Origin of the sequence: Trinickia acidisoli, assembly GCF_017315725.1 — a bacterium.
In the GTDB taxonomy this organism is placed as follows: Bacteria; Pseudomonadota; Gammaproteobacteria; order Burkholderiales; family Burkholderiaceae; genus Trinickia; species Trinickia acidisoli.
In genome coordinates this window covers 538,754-556,945 of record NZ_JAFLRG010000001.1, presented here as the reverse complement: position 1 = coordinate 556,945, position 18,192 = coordinate 538,754, and the positions used below count along the sequence as shown (strand labels likewise).

Genomic DNA, 18,192 nt, shown 5'->3' with positions numbered 1-18,192 from the left:
CGCTCACTGGAAACCATCCAATGACCGATGCCTACATTTGCGACGCCATTCGCACTCCGATCGGCCGCTACGGCGGCGCACTGAAAGACGTTCGCGCCGACGATCTCGCAGCGGTTCCCATCAAGGCGCTCATCGCTCGAAACCCAGACGTCGACTGGCGCGCGCTGGACGACATCCTCTACGGTTGCGCGAATCAAGCCGGAGAAGACAACCGCAATGTCGCGCGCATGGCAGCGCTACTGGCCGGCTTGCCAACCGAGGCGCCCGGCTCCACGATCAACCGGCTATGCGGCTCGGGCATGGATGCCGTCGGCTCGGCGGCACGCGCACTCAAAGCCGGCGACGCCCGCTTGATGATCGCGGGGGGCGTGGAGAGCATGACGCGAGCGCCGTTCGTGATGGGCAAAGCAACGAGTGCGTTTTCGCGGCAAGCCGACATATTCGATACGACCATCGGCTGGCGCTTTATCAACGCGCGGCTGAAGGCGCAATACGGTGTCGATTCGATGCCCGAGACCGGCGAGAACGTCGCCGAGCAATTTTCGGTGAGCCGGGCGGATCAAGACGCTTTCGCGCTGCGCAGCCAGCAGAAGGCGGCGCGGGCGCAGCAAGACGGCACACTGGCACAGGAAATCGTGGCGGTCGAGGTGCCTCAGAAAAAGGGCGAACCGCTGATCGTCACGCGCGACGAACATCCGCGCGAAACATCGCTGGAAGCCCTCGCCAAGCTCAAGGGTGTCGTGCGTCCCGACGGCTCGGTCACGGCGGGCAACGCATCCGGCGTCAACGACGGCGCTTGTGCGCTGCTGCTCGCCAATGAAGAAGCGGCCGCGCAGTATGGCCTGCGCCGACGCGCCCGCGTTCTGGGCATGGCAACGGCAGGCGTCGAGCCGCGCATCATGGGTATCGGACCGGCGCCCGCCACGCAGAAGCTGCTGCGACGGCTCGAGATGTCGCTCTCGCAATTCGACGTCATCGAACTGAACGAGGCGTTCGCATCGCAAGGCCTCGCGGTGCTGCGCATGCTGGGACTGCCCGACGACGACCCGCGCGTGAACCCGAACGGCGGCGCCATCGCGCTCGGCCATCCGCTCGGCGCATCCGGCGCACGTCTCGTTACGACCGCGCTCTACCAGCTCGAGCGTACGGGCGGCCGTTATGCGCTGTGCACGATGTGCATCGGCGTGGGCCAGGGCATTGCGCTTGCCATCGAGCGAGTGTAATGGGCGTCGAATAGCCGCCGAGCAGCCGTCGTACTCGGCGCCGCCGGCCTTGAAATGAATGGAGTGAATGAGGAGACGATCGATGCAATATGAAGCAATTCGCGTCGAGATCGACGAAGCCGCGCACGTCGCCACGGTGACGCTCAACCGTCCCGAGAAACTGAACAGCTTCACCCGCGCGATGCACGAGGAACTGAACGGCGCGATCGACGACGCTGTCCGCGCCGGTGCGCGCGCACTCGTTCTGACGGGTACCGGACGCGGATTTTGCGCAGGCCAGGATCTCGCGGATCTGAGCTTCGAGCCCGGTGCAATGTCGGACCTCGGCGCGCTGATCGACGAGCACTTCAATCCGCTCGTACGACGTCTGCGGGCGCTGCCGTTGCCGGTCATCGCAGCCGTGAATGGAATCGCCGCCGGCGCCGGCGCGAATCTCGCCCTTGCATGCGACATCACGATCGCAGCCCGCTCGAGCAGCTTCGCGCAATCGTTCGTCAAGATCGGGCTCGTCCCCGATTCGGGCGGCACGGCGTTCCTGCCGCAGCGCGTGGGAATGGCGCGCGCGCTGGGCTTGGCGATCACAGGCGACAAAATCAGTGCTGAGCAAGCCGAACGCTGGGGCCTGATCTGGCAGGTCGTCGACGATGCCGAGTTGCTCGCCAGCGCCGCCCGGCTCGCCGCCCAACTGGCGCAACAGCCGACTCGCGCCATCGCCGCGATCAAGCGCGCAATGCGTGCGAGTGCCACGAACACGCTCGATCGGCAACTCGACCTCGAGCGCGATCTGCAGCGCGAGCTCGGTAATTCATACGACTACGCCGAAGGCGTGCAGGCATTCATTCAAAAGCGCGCACCGCGCTTCGAGGGGCGTTGAGATGTCGTCCAATTCCCAGGCGACGCGAGAGCACGCCACCTTACCGCACCTGTCGCCGGACGAACTCGCCCGCTTGGTGGGGCACACCATGTATGAGGCGGACGCGTGCAGCCGCGCGCTAGGCTTCGAGCTCGCCGAAGTGCGAGCAGGCTACGCGCGCATGCGAGCCGCCGTGCGTCCCGAGTTTCTCAACGGACACGGCATTTGCCACGGTGGCCTCATCTTCACGCTCGCCGATTCGACGTTCGCGTTCGCCTGTAACTCGTATAACGTCAATGCGGTAGCGTCGGGCTGCTCGATCGAATTCTTGCGCCCCGTGCACGGCGGCGACGTCCTCACGGCTGAAGCCGTGGAGCAAGCGCTCACCGGGCGAACCGGGATTTACGATATCCGCGTCACCAACGGCGCCGGCGAAACCATCGCGATGTTTCGCGGCAAGTCCGCGCACATCAAGGGTCACGTGATTCCGCCAGCGTAAGCGCCGCGGCCGTTTGTGCCGAAACCCTATCGGCGCAGGCGGTAGCCCGCGAAATCGCTTTTTGCCGTACGCGACGGGCAGCGTCTGCGCATGCCCGCCCGCAGCTATTTTTGATGAAACAGGAGACATGCGATGAACACCGCGCTGCCGCTCGATCCAATCGAGACCGCGAGCCGAGACGAGCTCGCCGCCCTGCAGCTCGAACGGCTGAAATGGACGCTCGAGCACGCTTACGAGAACTCGACTGTCTATCGACGCAAATTCGATGAGGCAGGCGTTCGCCCAGAAGACCTCAAGACACTGGCCGACCTCTCGCGTTTCCCCTTTACGACGAAAAGCGATTTGCGCGACAACTATCCGTTCGGCATGTTCGCCGTGCCGCAGGAGAAGGTCTCGCGCATCCACGCATCGTCGGGCACCACCGGCAAACCCACCGTCGTCGGCTATACGGCACGCGACATCGACACGTGGGCCAATCTCGTCGCACGCTCGATCCGTGCAGCCGGCGCGCGACGCGGCGATAAGGTGCACATCAGCTACGGCTACGGCCTCTTTACGGGCGGACTCGGCGCGCACTACGGCGCGGAGCGTGCGGGCCTGACGGTCATCCCGTTCGGCGGCGGCCAAACGGAAAAGCAAGTTCAGCTTATCCAAGATTTCAAGCCAGACATCATCATGGTCACGCCGAGCTACATGCTCTCGATCGCCGACGAACTCGAACGGCAAGGCGTCGATCCCGCGCACTGCTCGCTGCGGATCGGCATCTTCGGCGCCGAGCCCTGGACGAACGACATGCGCCGCGCGATCGAAATGCGCATGGGCATCGATGCGGTCGACATCTATGGCTTGTCCGAAGTCATGGGCCCGGGCGTCGCATGCGAATGCGTCGAGACGAAAGATGGACCGACGATTTGGGAGGACCACTTTTATCCCGAGATCATCGACCCGGCCACCGGCGAAGTGCTGCCGGACGGCGAATTCGGCGAACTCGTGTTCACCTCGCTCACGAAAGAAGCGCTGCCGATCATTCGCTACCGGACGCGCGATCTCACGCGCCTGTTGCCCGGCACCGCGCGCACGATGCGCCGGATGGAAAAGATCACGGGGCGCTCGGACGACATGATGATCGTGCGCGGCGTCAACGTCTTCCCGACGCAAATCGAGGAACTGCTGCTCAAGCAGCCTTCGCTGGCACCGCACTATCAAATCGTGCTCACGAAGGAGGGGCCGCTCGATGTCATGACGCTGAACGTCGAGCCTTGCCCCGACATGCGAGCCGACGATGCAACGCTCACGGCGGCGAAGTCGGCGCTCGCGTACGACATCAAAGCGCTGATTGGCGTGACGGCGATCGTGAACGTCTTACCGGTGAACGGCATCGAGCGTTCGGTCGGCAAGGCCCGGCGCGTCGTCGACAAACGATCGGCCTGACGTCCGGCGAGGTGAACGCTCACGCGGTGAACGTTCAAGAAACGAATCGCTCAAGAGTTCGGCAGCAGCAACCACATGCGGCCGGCCTGCTTCATTTTGCCGGCCAGATCGCCGGCGTCGTCGCCGAGACCCCAAAAGTAATCGGCGCGCACGCCGCCGCGGATCGCACTGCCCGTATCCTGGGCGAAGACGAGCCGATTCATCGGCGTATTCGTGAACGGCCGCGTGGTCGCCAAGAACACCGGCGTGCCAAGCGGGATCGAGGCGGGATCGACGGCAATCGAGCGCTCAGGCGTGAGCGGTACACCTAGCGCGCCGATCGGCCCATCGCCGCCGGCCGACGCTTCCGGTGTAGACGGCATTTCGCGGAAAAACACGAAACGCGGGTTCGTATCGAGTAAGCTGGCCACTCGCGTCGGGTTGGCGCGAGCCCAAGCCTTGATGCCTTGCATCGTCGCCTGCGACGGCGTGATCTCGCCATGATCGAGCAACCACCGGCCGATCGACCGATAGGGCTGGTTGTTCGAGCCACCGAAACCGACCCGCATGACGCCGCCGTCGTCGAGCACGATGCGTCCGGAACCCTGCACCTGCAAAAAGAACGCCTCGATCGGATCGTCTACCCACACCAATTCGTTGCCTTGCAGCGCGCCGGAACGCTCGAGCTCGGCACGCGAGGGCAATACCGTACCCGGACGATAGCCGGACGGCCAGCGATAGAGCGGGAATTGATACGGGCCGCTTCGGGTAAGCGCGCCGTGCAGCAGCGGTTCGTAGTAGCCCGTGACGAGGCCATCGACCGATCCGTCGCCGTTGGCGAGCTGGAACGGCGTGAAATACGTCTCGAAGAACGACCGGGTGGCGGTGGAGTCAAGGTCATCGAGTTGCGAGGCGGCCGCGCAGGCACGCTGCCAGTTGGCCTGCCGCCCGACCCGCAGACAGTTCTCGCGCAGCGCGGCAGCAGCGCCGATCAGCGAATCGTCCTGCCAGCCGGGCACTTGCTGCCACGCAACAGGCGTCAGCCGGGCGGCCGACAACACCCCCGTGACGGCCGGAACGCCGGCAATCGGCGTCGGCGCGGGCCGCACCATGGCACCACCGCCGCAAGCCGCGAGCAGCACGGCCGCAGCCAGAGCGGCCGCGCGCCCGAGGAAGGACGAATGAATACGCATACAATGTTCGTTCTTGATGGAAATCGCCATGTCCGCTCTATTTGACGAATACCCGATGCTGATCTTCGCGCTCGAGGCGCTCGCGGCCCTTGCGCTACTCGTGATCATCGTCGTCTGGACGATGTCGGGCAGAAAGCGAAACGGCCACGCGGACGATCGCGGCGCGCGTCGATAAGCGGCTGGCGTTACCCGCGTATACGCCGCCCCGCGCTCATCGCGCGCGTATGACCCAATACGTCTCAATGCAGCGTGCGCGGCATCTGCAGCGCGAATTCGGGCACGAGCGCTTCGAATCGCTCGCCGTCCTCCGCCACGCAAAAATAAGCGCCGCGCATCGTTCCCACCGGCGTTTCGATCACCGCCCAGCTCGTGTACTCGAACTGCTCGCCCGGCTGTAGGAGCGGCTGGTGCCCCACCACGCCGAGGCCTTTGACTTCCTGCACGTGATTTTCGCTGTCGGTGATGATCCAATGGCGCGCGATCAATTGCGCCGCCACCTGGCCCGTGTTGCGGATCGTCAGCGTATAGGCAAACGCGTACTGCCGGCGCGCGGGATCGGACTGCTCGGGCAAATAGCGCGTCTGCGCCGACACGCTGAATAGATACTGGCTCATCGTGATTTCTTTCTCTGAACAATCGCGGCACCTTCGCCGCACGGGCGGAGCCGAAATCGGGATCGGCCGGAGCGCTCGCCTTTCATGGCGCTCGGCCGCGCGCCGAGGTTTCGGCGGCTGACGCTTCGGCGGTCGGCACTCCGGTTTCGCATTCTGATCGATGCAGCCCCAGGCCGCAACCGCCGCGCCTTGCCGGGTGGCCGAAAGGCCGAGCCAGCCGAGCCGACGCAACACGGTAAAATAGGCGCTTTCCGCCTCGAGGCCAGTTCGCCGGCCCTCTCGCTTCTCACGCCATGACGCAATTTCGCATCGCTCCCAGCATTCTGTCCGCCGACTTCGCAAAGCTCGGCGAAGAAGTCCGCAACGTCGTCGCCGCCGGTGCCGATTGGATTCACTTCGACGTGATGGACAATCATTACGTCCCCAATCTCACGATCGGCCCGCTCGTGTGCGAGGCGATCCGCCCGCACGTGCAAGCGCCGATCGACGTTCACTTGATGGTACGCCCCGTCGACCGCATCGTGCCCGATTTCGCGAAGGCCGGAGCGAACATCATCAGCTTTCACCCGGAGGCATCCGATCACGTCGATCGCACGCTGTCGCTGATCCGCGATCACGGCTGCAAAGCGGGCCTCGTCTTCAATCCGGCCACCTCGCTCAGCTATCTCGACCACGTTATGGATCGCGTCGACCTCGTGCTGATCATGTCGGTCAACCCAGGCTTCGGCGGCCAGTCGTTCATTCCCGAGGCGCTGAACAAGCTGCGCGAAGCGCGTGCGCGGATCGATGCCTACCAAGCGCGCACGGGCCGCGAGATCCATCTCGAGGTGGACGGCGGCGTGAAGGTCGATAACATCGCGCAAATCGCGGCGGCCGGCGCCGATACGTTCGTGGCCGGCTCGGCCATCTTCGGCAAGCCCGACTATCGTGCCGTCATCGACGACATGCGCGGTCAATTGGCCGCCGTCGGCGACGCCCGCGCATGAGCGCCGCCCCTGCCCGGCCAGGCGCCGCGTTGCCGTCGGCTCGACGCCTGAAAGCCGCCGTCATCGACCTGGACGGCACCATGGTCGATACGGCCGACGATTTCACCGCGAGCTTGAACGGCATGCTCGCCGAACTCGGCACGCGCCCCGTCACGCGCGAAGAGGTAATCGGCTACGTCGGGAAGGGCTCGGAACATCTGATTCGCAGCGTGCTGTCCGCACGGTTCTGCGCAGATGAAACCGAGGCACGCTTCACCGACGCGCTCGCGCGCTATCAAGCTCACTACGCTCAGATCAACGGTCGCCACACGCGGCTTTATCCAGACGTCGAGCCAGGCCTCGCGGCGCTCGCCGAGGCCGGCGTGAAGCTCGCGTGCGTCACGAACAAGCCGCATCGCTTCGCTGTGGCGTTGCTGGAACAGTACGGGCTCGCGCGCTACTTCTCGGTGATTCTCGGCGGCGACAGCGTCGCGCGCAAAAAGCCGGACCCGCAGCCGATGCACGTGGCCTGCGACGCAATGGGCGTCGCACCGGGCGATGCCGTCGCGATCGGCGATTCGGAGAACGACGCGCTGGCGGGCCGCGCCGCGGGCATGGCGACGTTGACGGTCCCGTATGGCTACAACCACGGCAAAGCTATACAAACGATAAATTCGGATGGTATAGTCGCCACGTTGCTCGAGGCCGCGAGGTTCGTCGCGAATCTTCCGCCCAGCCCTGACGCAACCATTCAATCGCTGACGACTTAAGTCATTCACCTCATGTTTCTGAACAAAAAACGGAGTCCGAGCAGTATCGACCGGGGAGCTTGGCCCTGGCGTCGCTCGTCACGCTAACCTCTTTCGAGGTACGCTGAAGTTCGTCTTCAGCGACGTTTTTTGATTTCGTCGCGCATTCGCGCAATATTGCCGTACCGCTCAAACGAACGCACCGCGCGGTTTCGTCGTCGCTGCGTTCGTGCGCTTACGACTTCCCGAACGCATGCTTCGCCCGTCTTGGGGCAACGAATGCGTCGGCCATTCGAATAGGATCGGAACATGACCGAACTCGAGTTTCAGTCCCTCGCCGGTGAGGGTTACAACCGCATTCCGCTGATCGCCGAAGCGCTCGCCGATCTCGAAACGCCGCTCTCCCTTTACCTGAAGCTCGCGCAACCCGAGCGCGGCGGCGCGAACTCGTTTCTGCTCGAATCGGTCGTGGGCGGCGAGCGGTTCGGCCGCTATTCGTTCATCGGCCTGCCTGCACGCACGCTCGTTCGCACACGCAGCGGCGTCAACGAAGTCGTGCGCGACGGCCAAGTCGTCGAGACGCACGAAGGCGATCCGTTCGAGTTCATTCAGCAATTCCAAGCGCGTTTCAAGGTGGCCCAGCGCGCGGGCCTGCCGCGCTTTTGCGGCGGCCTCGCCGGCTACTTCGGCTACGACGCCGTCCGCTACATCGAGAAGAAGCTCGCGCATACGGCGCCGCCCGACGATCTCGGCTTGCCCGACATCCAACTGCTGCTGACCGAGGAAGTTGCCGTCATCGACAACCTCGCGGGCAAGCTCTATCTGATCGTCTACGCCGACCCGGCGGCTTCGGAAGCCTACGCGCGCGCCAAGCAGCGGCTGCGCGAGTTGCGCCAGCGCTTGCGCGCGACCGTGCAGCCGCCTGTCACGTCGCCGAGCGTACGCACGGAGACCTATCGCGAGTTCGCGCGCGAAGACTATCTCAATGCCGTGCGCCGCGCGAAGGAATACATCGCGGCCGGCGAACTCATGCAGGTGCAAGTCGGCCAGCGCTTGGTCAAGCCCTACCGCGACAATCCGCTTTCGCTCTATCGCGCGCTGCGCTCGCTCAATCCGTCGCCGTACATGTATTACTACAACTTCGGCGAATTCCACGTGATCGGCGCGTCGCCCGAAATTCTCGTGCGCCAGGAAAAGCGCGGCGAGGATCGCATCGTCACGATTCGGCCGCTCGCGGGCACGCGTCCGCGCGGCAGCACGCCCGAGCGCGACGCCGAGCTCGCGACGGAACTGCTCAACGACCCGAAGGAGATCGCCGAGCACGTCATGCTGATCGACCTCGCGCGCAACGACGTCGGCCGCATCGCGCAGACGGGTTCGGTCGCCGTCACCGACCAGATGGTCATCGAAAAATACTCGCACGTGCAGCACATCGTCAGCTCGGTCGAAGGCAAGCTCAAGCCCGGCACGACAAACTTCGACGTGCTGCGCGCGACGTTTCCGGCCGGTACGTTGTCGGGCGCGCCGAAGGTGCGCGCAATGGAGCTCATCGACGAGCTCGAACCCGTCAAGCGCGGCCTCTACGGCGGCGCCGTCGGGTACCTGTCGTTCACGGGCGAGATGGATCTCGCGATCGCGATCCGCACCGGGCTCGTCCACAACGGCAATCTATATGTGCAAGCGGCAGCGGGCATCGTCGCCGACTCGGTGCCCGAATCCGAATGGCAGGAAACCGAGAACAAGGCACGCGCCGTGCTGCGCGCGGCCGAGCAAGTGCAAGACGGCCTCGATAGCGATTTTTGAGCGGAGAGACATCATGTTGCTGATGATCGATAACTACGATTCGTTCACCTATAACCTCGTGCAGTATTTCGGCGAGCTCGGCGAGGACGTGCGCACCTATCGCAACGACGAGATCACGCTCGATGAAATCGCCGCGATGAAACCCGACACCCTCTGCCTCTCACCGGGGCCAAGCAATCCGCAGCATGCGGGCATCACGCTCGACGTGCTGCGCCGGTTTGCGGGTCGCACGCCGATCCTCGGCGTCTGTCTCGGCCATCAGGCGATCGGCGAAGCGTTCGGCGGCCGCGTCGTGCGCGCGCAGACGATCATGCACGGGAAAGTGAGCCGCATCGAAACCGACGGGCGAGGCGTGTTCGCGAACCTGCCCAAGCACTTCGACGTGACGCGCTATCACTCGCTCGCGATCGAGCGCGAATCGCTGCCCGACTGCCTCGAAATCTCGGCATGGACCGACGACGGCGAAATCATGGGCGTACGCCATAAGACGCTTGCCGTCGAAGGCGTGCAGTTCCACCCCGAATCGATCCTCTCCGAGCACGGCCATGCGCTGCTCGAGAACTTCCTCAAGGGGTCGAAGACGGAACAAGCGGCCCACACCGCGCATAGCGCGTAAGTGAAATGGCCGAAGCGTGATCGACGCACGGACGGATCGAACGACAGGGGCGAGCCCATGACCATCACACCGCAAGAAGCACTGCAGCGCACGATCGAGCATCGCGAGATCTTTCACGACGAAATGCTGCATCTCATGCGGCTCATCATGCGCGGCGACATGTCGCCCGTCATGGCCGCCGCGATCATCACGGGCCTGCGCGTGAAAAAGGAGACGATCGGCGAAATCGCGGCCGCGGCCACCGTCATGCGCGAATTCGCGCGTCACGTCGAAGTGCCCGACAACGCCAACTTCGTCGACATCGTCGGTACCGGCGGCGACGGCGCCAACACCTTCAACATCTCGACGACGACGATGTTCGTCGTCGCGGCGGCGGGCGCGAAAGTCGCCAAACACGGCGGCCGCGGCGTCTCGAGCAAATCGGGCAGCGCCGACGTGCTCGAAGCACTCGGCGTGCACATCGATCTGCAGCCCGAGCAGGTGGCCGCGTCGATCGCCGAAACCGGCATGGGTTTCATGTTCGCGCCCAATCATCACCCCGCGATGAAAAATATCGCGCCGGTGCGCCGCGAACTCGGCATCCGCACGATCTTCAATATTCTCGGCCCGCTCACGAATCCGGCCGGCGCGCCGAATCAATTGATGGGCGTGTTTCACCCCGATCTCGTCGGCATTCAAGTGCGCGTGATGCAGCGCCTCGGCGCCAAGCACGTGCTCGTCGTCTACGGCAAGGACGGCATGGACGAGGTGTCGCTCGGCGCCGCGACGCTCGTGGGCGAGCTACGCGACGGCGAGGTGCACGAGTACGAGATCCACCCTGAGGATTTCGGGCTGCAGATGGTGTCCAATCGAACGCTTAAGGTGGCCGACGCGAACGAATCGAAGACGATGCTGCTCCAAGCCCTCGACAACCGTCCCGGTGTCGCGCGCGAAATCGTCACGCTCAATGCGGGCACGGCGCTGTACGCAGCGAACATCGTCGCTTCGATCGCCGACGGCATCGAAGTGGCGCGGGAAGTCGTCGCGACGGGCCGGGCGCGCGCGAAGGTCGACGAGTTCGTACGCTTCACTCAGCAATTCAAGCATTGATGCCGTCGGGCATCACGACACGACATCAGCGAAAAAAGGGGCTTCGTCCATGAGCGACATTCTCGAACGGATCATCGCGGTCAAACGCGAAGAAGTGCGCGCGGCCGAGTTGAGCGCACCGCTCGACGAGCTGCGGCTCGAAGCGTCGTCGCGCGATCTGCGCGACTTCGTCGGCGCGCTGCGCGCCAAGCATGCGGCCGGCCACGCCGCCGTCATCGCGGAGGTCAAGAAGGCGAGCCCGTCCAAGGGCGTGCTGCGCGAGCATTTCGTGCCCGCCGACATCGCCCGCTCGTACGAGCAAGGCCAGGCGGCCTGTTTGTCCGTGCTGACCGACGTGCAATTCTTCCAGGGCAGCGCGGCTTACCTCCAACAAGCCCGCGCGGCCTGCACGCTGCCCGTGCTGCGCAAAGACTTCATCGTCGATCCGTATCAGATCGTCGAGGCACGCGCGATGGGCGCGGACGCGATCCTGCTCATCGCAGCCGCGTTGCCGCTCGAGCACATGCAAGCGTTCGAAGCGCTCGCGCATTCGCTGGGGTTGGCGGTACTCGTCGAGGTGCACGATCGTCACGAACTGACGCAAGCGTTGACGCTCAAGACGCCGCTCATCGGCATCAACAATCGCAATCTGCGCACGTTCGAGACGTCGCTCGACACGACGCTCGGTATGCTCGATGCGTTGCCGGACGATCGGATCGTCGTCACTGAGTCGGGAATTTTGGCGGGCACGGACGTGGAACGCATGCGCGCGAACGGCGTACACACGTTCCTCGTCGGCGAGGCGTTCATGCGTGCCGACGATCCGGGCGTGGCGCTATCGCACATGTTTTTCTGATCGCGCCGTTCCGCCGCCCCGATCCACTCGACCATCACGACAACGAAGCATGAGCATCGAACGCGAAATCAAACTGGCGCTGCCGCCCGAACAAGCCGACGCGGCCGACCGGTTCTTCACCGGCATTGCCGGCGCGCCGGGACGTGACGTGCCGCTCACGAACATCTACTTCGATACGCCTTCGCTTGCGCTCGCTCGCGCGAGGATCGCCCTGCGGCTGCGCAAGACGCCCGACGGCTGGCTGCAAACGCTGAAGGCAGCGGGCACGGCCGAAGGAGGCTTGCATAGCCGTCACGAGTGGGAAACGGCGGTCGCGAACGAAGCGCTCGAATTCGATGCGCTCGCCGCCGCGTGCGACGACGGAACCGCGCTCGCCGCGCTGCGCGCCGCGGCATCGGAACTCGATGAGCGTTTTCGGACGACGTTCGTGCGGCGCCTTTGGCGTTTTGAATTCGACGGCGCGCGAATCGAGGCCGCCATCGATCGGGGAGAAGTGACGGCTCCGGTCGACGGGCAAACGCGACGCGATGCGATCAGCGAAATCGAGCTCGAATTGTTGAAGGGCGACGAGCAAGCGCTGCATGCGTTGACGGCCAAGCTGTCGGCCGCGGTCCCTGGGCTCATGCCGGAAAACGTCAACAAAGCGCAGCGAGGTTATCGGCTGTGCGCTCGGTGAAGGCGAAGCCGCGGAGTCGGGCAGCGGCTGCGAGCGACCCGGCGCAAGGATCGTTGTTCGACAGGGCGGAAGACGCCTCGGCGGTAGCGAAGGCACAAGCGAAAGCGGGCTCGGACCTAAATGGACCTGCCGCGCCACAAGAGCGTGGAGCACCGACAGGGCTCTCTATCCCGCTTGAATCGCAATTTGGCGCCTTGCCTCCCGCCTGGCGCGAGCATCTGCGCGCGTTCGTCGATAGCGCCGCTTATCGGCCGCTCTGCGCATTCGTCGACGAACAGATCGCTACGGGCAAGATCGTCTACCCAGCCGAAGTATTCCGCGCACTGCGATTGACGAGCCCTGACGACGTCAAGGTCGTCATCGTCGGGCAAGACCCCTACCACGGCGACGACAAGGGCCATCCGCAAGCGCATGGCCTCGCATTTTCGGTACCGTCGCCCGTGCGGCCGCCGCCGTCGCTGCGCAATATTTTCAAGGAAATCGCCGCCGAGTTCGGCTTCGCGATGCCGGCGCACGGCTGCCTCGACGCGTGGGCCCGGCAAGGCGTATTGCTGCTCAACACCGTGCTGACGGTGGAGCAAGGCAAGGCGGCGAGCCACGCGAAGCGTGGCTGGGAAGCTTGCACCGACACGCTGATCCGCGAACTCGCCCATCGGCACGAGCACCTCGTCTTCATGCTCTGGGGCGCGCATGCGCAAGCCAAACGCGCACTGCTCGAGACGCGTCCTCATGGCGTGCTCGAAGCGCCGCACCCGTCGCCGCTATCGGCGCATCGCGGCTTTCTCGGGTGCGGGCATTTCCGCCTTGCCAACGAATATCTCGTCGCGAATGGCCGTGCGCCGATCGATTGGCGCCTGCCCGAGACGGTCGACGCTTAATAGGCGTCTCGACGCAAGCGCCTCCCGACGAAGGCGCTTCGACGAAAACGCCCCGGCGAAAGCCCCTGAACGAAAGCCGCCACGAAGACGCTGCGGCGAGGCCACGCAGCCCGCCTGACGCCCGGCTCTTACGCTTACGCCGCAGCGGCGATCGCTTCGCGGGCGGACGCGAGCGCCGCGCCGGCTACATCCGGGCCCAGGTTCATGCCTTCAGCGTAGATGAACTCGACGTCGGTGATACCGATGAGGCCGAGGAACGCCTTGATATGCGGCGTTTGGCTGTCGTTCGGCGTACCCGCGTACTTGCCGCCGCGTGCCGAGACGACATAAGCCTTCTTCCCTTTGACGAGCCCTTCGGGGCCGTTCGCCGTGTAGCGGAAAGTCACGCCCGCGCGGGCGATCCAGTCGAAATAGGTCTTCAATTGCGACGAGATGCCGAAGTTGTACATCGGCGCGCCGATCACGATCACATCGGCAGCTTGCAGCTCGGCGATCAGTTCGTCGCTGCGTGCGACGATCGCCGCTTGGCCCGGCGAACGCTGCTCGGCCGGCGTGAAGAACGCGCCGAGCACGGCGTCGTCAAGATGCGGCAAAGCATCGGCCAGCAAGTCGCGCAGGACGAGCTGCGCGCCCGGCTTCGATTGCTGTAGCTTTGCGGCGAGTTCATTGGCGAGCAGCGTCGAATTCGCGCCTTGCGAACGCGCGGCCGAATTCAGTTGAAGGATCGTGGTCATGTCGGGCTCCAAGTGGGTTGCGCGGTTGTGCGCGAGTGGAGCCATTGTCGCGGGAGACCCGACACGGAAAAAGTAGGGCTGGGAAGACGGATTGTTGCAGCGATAGAACGATCAGCCGTTCAGCCAGCGCTCCCGCGCACGTCTAGCGGGCGCGCCGCGCTTCTCGGCGGCGGCAACGAGCTGATAGCGCGTCACCTCGGGCCCGTCGAGCTTGAGGCGCGCCACGCGCAACTCATCGCGTCGGAACGCGTGAATCTCCACGGTCGCTCCCGGCAAATAGCGACCGAGCAGCGTGTCGAGGTTCGAGCCCGTCACGCGCAGCCCATCGACGGCGATCAATACGTCGCCGGCCGACAACCCGGCCTTTTGCGCCGCGCTGCCGTCGTGTACGGCCGCCAGCACGCAGTCGACGCCCGCGCGCACGCGTGCGCCGAGCGACGGCTTACCGCTGCGCGTGCCATCGGCCGCGCCCTGCCCGCTCTTACCGCTGCCGTCGCCCCATTGCGGCTCGAGCGTCACGCCGAACGGCTCGAACAGGGCTTCGAGCGGCAGGTCGCGCGTGCCGTGCACGGCCTCGTGGAAAAGCGGCCCGAGTTCGACGCCCGTCGCCTCGGCAATCAACGCCTCGACTTCGTCCTCGCCGACGCCGGCCATCTTGCCGCTGTAGAAGTGGCGGCCATAACGCTGCCACAGCAAACGCATGACGTCGTCGAGCGACTTGCGATGATCGGTGCGCGCGCGTATCGCCAAATCGAATGCCAACGCGACGAGCGAGCCCTTCTGGTAGTAGCTGACGATGGCGTTCGGTGCGTTCTCGTCCTGGCGGTAATACTTGATCCAGGCGTCGAACGAGCTTTCGGCCACGCTCTGTTTCAACCGGCCGCTGCCGCGCAACACGCCGCCGAGCGTCTTGCCGACGAGCGCGTAATAGTCGGCTTCGGCGATCGCTCCGCTACGCACGAGCATCAGATCGTCGTAGTACGACGTAAAGCCCTCGAACAGCCACAGCAGCGACGTGTAGTTTTCGCGCGAGAGGTCGTACGGGGCGAACGCGGCCGGCTTGATGCGCTTGACGTTCCACGTGTGGAAGTACTCGTGGCTGCACAAGCCAAGATAGGTCCGATACGCCTCCGACGTCTCGGGCCGGCCGAGGACGGGCAAATCGGCGCGATTGCAGATGAGCGCCGTCGACGCGCGATGTTCGAGCCCGCCGTAACCGTCGCTGACGACTTGCGTCATGAACACGTAGCGCTCGACGGGCGCTTTTTCCGTGCGCGGCTCGAACAAAGCGATTTGCGCTTCGCAGATGCGTTTCAGATCGGCAGCGAGCCGCGCCATGTCGACGGACACGGTGCGTCCGGCGATGACGATGTCGTGCGGCACGCCATGCGCCTTGAAGCTGGCCAGCGCGAATTGCCCGAGCGTGACGGGATGATCGACGAGCTCGTCGTAATTCTGCGCGCGATACTCGCCGAAGCCGTAGCGCTTCGTGCCGCGCGCCTCGGGCAATGCCGTCGCCACGCGCCAGTCTTTATACGACGCGCCCGCGGGCTTTTGGATGTCGACGATGCACGCGGCCGCTTCGCGGCCGGCCGGCAGCAGGAACACGCTGGTCCCGTTGAAGAAGCCGGTCGTATCGTCCAAGTGCGCGGTGCGCACCGACATGTCCCACGCATAGACCTCGTAGCGCAACGTCAGCACGCCGCCCTTGACGGGCGCGACCTGCCACGTCTGCTTGTCGGTCTTTGCGACGCGAACCTTGCGCCCCGCCTCGTTGAATGCGCTGAGCGTCACGATGTTGCGCGCGAATTCGCGCACGAGGTAGCTGCCCGGAATCCACGTCGGCAACGCGAACCGCTGGCCGTCCGGGTCGGGATCGGCCAGCGTGAGCGTGACTTCGAATAGGTGAGCGGCCGGATGCTTGGGAACGATGGCGTAGCGGGTGGGCTTCATCGGGTAGCGCAATATGTCTCGTGGATTGTCGTTGAAATGAGCGCCGAGCCTCAGTGCGCGCTCGCCAGCGCTTCATTGAGTTCGTCCGCCGAAACAGCGCCGGGCAGACGGCGGCCGTCGGACAAGATGATCGTCGGCGTGCCGGTGACGTTCAGTCCCTGTCCGAGCGCGAGATTCTTCTGGAGCACCGACGTGTCGCAATTGGCGGGCGCGCTGGCGGGCGGGTGACGGTCGACCATCCACGCCTCCCACGTCTTCGCGCGATCGGCCGAGCACCAGATCGCCTTCGACTTCGTCATCGAGTCAGGCGTCAGCACGGGATACAAGAACGTATAGACAGTGACGTTGTCGACGGATTTGAGCGTCGTCTCGAGTTGCTTGCAGTACGGGCAGTTCGGGTCCGAGAACACGGCGATGCGGCGGCTGCCGTTGCCTTTGACGACCTTGACGGCGCGCTCGAGCGGCAGGCTGGCGAAATCGATCTTGTTGATCTCGGACAGACGTGCCTCGCTCAAATTGCTGCGCGTTTTGGTATCGACGAGGTCGCCCGCGATCACGTAGTCGCCGCTGGCATCGGTATAGACCAACTGTGTGCCCAAATTGACTTCGTAGAGGCCCGCGATGGGCGCCTTCGAGATGCCCTTGATCTGGAGCTCGGGCAGACGCGCTTGAAGCGTCGCTTTCAGCTTGTCGGTCGTTTGGTCGGCGTGAGCCGTGCAGCCAAGCGCGACGACGGCGGCCAGCGCCGCCGCGGCTGCGATTCGCATGACATTGCGCATAGTGAGGGTCCTTGCAGTTCGGTTCGTGCGCCGCGTGCGTCATTGCACGCGGGTCAATCAAAACGGTTGGCGGAAAAATGTTGCGCCGCGGCTCTCAGCGCGTTTCGACGCGTGCTTCATGCATCAGCCGAGCGCCGCTGTCACGAGCCAGTGCTTGACGAGCGGCTGCGCGCCGACAAACGCCATCCCCGCGTTGCGCACCGACCGCGCGAGCGTGCCCGGTACGGAGAACAGACGCTGCAGGCCGTCGGTCGCGAGCGTCAATGCGCCGATGTCCTCCCGCCGCGCGCGTTCATAGCGACGTAATAGCACGAGATCGCCGAGATCGCGAAAGGGTTCCTTCTTGGCGATTACGTCGGCCAGCGCGGCGACGTCGCGCAGGCCGAGGTTCATCCCTTGGCCTGCGAGCGGGTGAATCAAGTGGGCGGCGTCGCCGACGAGCGCGACGCGCGGCGCGATCAGCCGATCGACCGATTGCAGCGCCAGCGGAAAGCCGTGCGCGGGCCCGACGCATTCGAGCGTGCCGAGCCGGCCGTGCGTGATCTGCTCAACGGCGGCCGCGAGCTGCGCCGGCTCGAGCGCCAGCAGTTCGCGCGCGTGCTCGCTGCGGGCCGACCAAACGAGCGAGACATGCGAATCGGGTAACGGCAGCAGCGCGACGATCTCGCCGCCGACGAACCATTGATAGGCCGTCTCGCCGTGCGGCTTCTCGGCCTTGAAATTCGCGACGACGCCCGTTTGCCGGTAGTCGCGCCGTGTCACGTGCGCGCCCATTTGGGCGCGCACCCATGAATGCGCGCCGTCCGCGCCGACGACGAGATCGGCCTCGACGACCTGGCCGGTCGCGAGCGCGAGGTACGCCGCGTCCGCCTTCACGTCGATTCCTTGGGCTCGCGTGTCGAGCCAATCGACCTGCGGCTGGAAACGCAGTGCGGCATCGAGCGCATGCTCGATCAGCGACGACTCGACGATCCAAGCGAGCTGAGACACCGCGGCTTGGAACGCCGAGAAATGCAGTTCGGCCAGCGCATCGCCGAACACGCGCATGTCGTAGACGGGCGCGAGGCGATCGTGATCGAGGGCTTGCCAGATGCGCAGCCGCTCGAGCAAGGCTTGCGAGCTGGCCGAAAGCGCATAGATGCGTGCGTCGAACGGCAGGTCGGCCGGGCGCGCCGCGGCCGGCTGCGCGACGAGCGCGACGCGCAGCCCCGCTTGAGCCAGCGCGAGCGCGGCGCTCTTGCCGACGAGGCCGCCGCCGACGACAGCGACGTGAAACGTCTGATGATGGGCAGTCATGGTGAGAATTATAGCGGTGCAGCATCG

Annotated in this window: 19 protein-coding genes; 13 read left to right on the top strand and 6 right to left on the bottom strand. The window is 64.9% G+C overall.

Annotation, left to right across the window (positions count from 1 at the left end; translation table 11 throughout):
• The first annotated feature begins 20 nt into the window (after positions 1 to 20).
• The 4 genes from pcaF (at position 21) to paaK (ending at position 4,006) form a co-directional block, all read left to right on the top strand.
• On the top strand, positions 21 to 1,223 hold the full coding sequence (gene pcaF / locus J3485_RS02635) for a 3-oxoadipyl-CoA thiolase (RefSeq protein WP_206951036.1): 1,203 nt from the start codon (positions 21 to 23) through the stop codon (positions 1,221 to 1,223).
• 82 nt (positions 1,224 to 1,305) lie between these two features.
• Positions 1,306 to 2,097, top strand: a complete 792-nt coding sequence (paaG, locus tag J3485_RS02630; protein WP_206951035.1) for a 2-(1,2-epoxy-1,2-dihydrophenyl)acetyl-CoA isomerase PaaG — start codon at positions 1,306 to 1,308, stop codon at positions 2,095 to 2,097.
• A gap of 1 nt (position 2,098) precedes the next feature.
• A complete protein-coding gene (paaI, locus tag J3485_RS02625) occupies positions 2,099 to 2,575 on the top strand; it encodes a hydroxyphenylacetyl-CoA thioesterase PaaI (RefSeq protein ID WP_206951034.1) in 477 nt (158 codons plus the stop codon).
• Between the two features lie 132 nt (positions 2,576 to 2,707).
• Positions 2,708 to 4,006: a phenylacetate--CoA ligase PaaK gene (gene paaK / locus J3485_RS02620; protein WP_206951033.1), complete on the top strand. Its 1,299-nt coding sequence runs from the start codon at positions 2,708 to 2,710 to the stop codon at positions 4,004 to 4,006.
• A 50-nt stretch (positions 4,007 to 4,056) separates the two neighbouring features.
• Here paaK and mltA read toward each other — a convergent pair whose 3' ends face one another.
• Positions 4,057 to 5,208, bottom strand: coding sequence for a murein transglycosylase A (gene mltA, locus J3485_RS02615; protein ID WP_508616725.1), 1,152 nt, complete (start codon positions 5,206 to 5,208; stop codon positions 4,057 to 4,059).
• Between mltA and J3485_RS29685 the strand changes: the two genes are divergently transcribed.
• Positions 5,207 to 5,353: a hypothetical protein gene (locus J3485_RS29685; protein ID WP_508616724.1), complete on the top strand. Its 147-nt coding sequence runs from the start codon at positions 5,207 to 5,209 to the stop codon at positions 5,351 to 5,353. The two genes, mltA and J3485_RS29685, sit on opposite strands and share 2 nt — an antisense overlap.
• A gap of 64 nt (positions 5,354 to 5,417) precedes the next feature.
• Here J3485_RS29685 and apaG read toward each other — a convergent pair whose 3' ends face one another.
• Complete coding sequence (apaG, locus tag J3485_RS02610; RefSeq protein ID WP_206951031.1) at positions 5,418 to 5,792, bottom strand: Co2+/Mg2+ efflux facilitator ApaG/CorD; 375 nt, start codon at positions 5,790 to 5,792, stop codon at positions 5,418 to 5,420.
• Between the two features lie 293 nt (positions 5,793 to 6,085).
• Here apaG and rpe point away from each other — a divergent pair, with 293 nt between their 5' ends.
• The 8 genes from rpe (at position 6,086) to J3485_RS02570 (ending at position 13,403) form a co-directional block, all read left to right on the top strand.
• Positions 6,086 to 6,778, top strand: coding sequence for a ribulose-phosphate 3-epimerase (rpe, locus tag J3485_RS02605; RefSeq protein WP_206951030.1), 693 nt, complete (start codon positions 6,086 to 6,088; stop codon positions 6,776 to 6,778).
• Positions 6,775 to 7,527: a phosphoglycolate phosphatase gene (locus J3485_RS02600; RefSeq protein ID WP_206951029.1), complete on the top strand. Its 753-nt coding sequence runs from the start codon at positions 6,775 to 6,777 to the stop codon at positions 7,525 to 7,527. The genes rpe and J3485_RS02600 overlap by 4 nt, the downstream gene beginning before the upstream one ends.
• A 288-nt stretch (positions 7,528 to 7,815) precedes the next feature.
• The gene (gene trpE, locus J3485_RS02595) at positions 7,816 to 9,309 is read left to right on the top strand and encodes an anthranilate synthase component I (RefSeq protein ID WP_206951028.1); all 1,494 of its coding nucleotides are present in this window, start codon (positions 7,816 to 7,818) and stop codon (positions 9,307 to 9,309) included.
• A 13-nt stretch (positions 9,310 to 9,322) separates the two neighbouring features.
• Entirely contained in the window at positions 9,323 to 9,925 is a 603-nt protein-coding gene (locus tag J3485_RS02590) for an aminodeoxychorismate/anthranilate synthase component II (protein ID WP_206951027.1), read from the top strand.
• Between the two features lie 57 nt (positions 9,926 to 9,982).
• A complete protein-coding gene (trpD, locus tag J3485_RS02585; RefSeq protein WP_206951026.1) occupies positions 9,983 to 11,014 on the top strand; it encodes an anthranilate phosphoribosyltransferase in 1,032 nt (343 codons plus the stop codon).
• A 49-nt stretch (positions 11,015 to 11,063) separates the two neighbouring features.
• Entirely contained in the window at positions 11,064 to 11,849 is a 786-nt protein-coding gene (gene trpC, locus J3485_RS02580; protein ID WP_206951025.1) for an indole-3-glycerol phosphate synthase TrpC, read from the top strand.
• Between the two features lie 49 nt (positions 11,850 to 11,898).
• Complete coding sequence (locus tag J3485_RS02575; protein ID WP_206951024.1) at positions 11,899 to 12,525, top strand: CYTH domain-containing protein; 627 nt, start codon at positions 11,899 to 11,901, stop codon at positions 12,523 to 12,525.
• A complete protein-coding gene (locus tag J3485_RS02570; RefSeq protein WP_206955607.1) occupies positions 12,522 to 13,403 on the top strand; it encodes a uracil-DNA glycosylase in 882 nt (293 codons plus the stop codon). Before J3485_RS02575 ends, J3485_RS02570 begins: the two co-directional genes overlap by 4 nt.
• A 134-nt stretch (positions 13,404 to 13,537) precedes the next feature.
• On the opposite strand, the gene J3485_RS02565 is transcribed toward J3485_RS02570, so the two are convergent.
• The 4 genes from J3485_RS02565 to J3485_RS02550 all read right to left on the bottom strand — a co-directional run bounded on the left by J3485_RS02565 (position 13,538) and on the right by J3485_RS02550 (position 18,165).
• Positions 13,538 to 14,137: an FMN-dependent NADH-azoreductase gene (locus J3485_RS02565; protein ID WP_206951023.1), complete on the bottom strand. Its 600-nt coding sequence runs from the start codon at positions 14,135 to 14,137 to the stop codon at positions 13,538 to 13,540.
• Positions 14,138 to 14,248: 111 nt separating this feature from the next.
• On the bottom strand, positions 14,249 to 16,090 hold the full coding sequence (locus tag J3485_RS02560; protein WP_206951022.1) for a M61 family metallopeptidase: 1,842 nt from the start codon (positions 16,088 to 16,090) through the stop codon (positions 14,249 to 14,251).
• 50 nt (positions 16,091 to 16,140) lie between these two features.
• Positions 16,141 to 16,869 (bottom strand): DsbC family protein, encoded by a 729-nt coding sequence (locus J3485_RS02555; RefSeq protein WP_206951021.1) that lies wholly within the window; start codon positions 16,867 to 16,869, stop codon positions 16,141 to 16,143.
• A 123-nt stretch (positions 16,870 to 16,992) separates the two neighbouring features.
• Entirely contained in the window at positions 16,993 to 18,165 is a 1,173-nt protein-coding gene (locus J3485_RS02550) for a UbiH/UbiF family hydroxylase (protein ID WP_206951020.1), read from the bottom strand.
• Between the last annotated feature and the right edge of the window lie 27 nt (positions 18,166 to 18,192).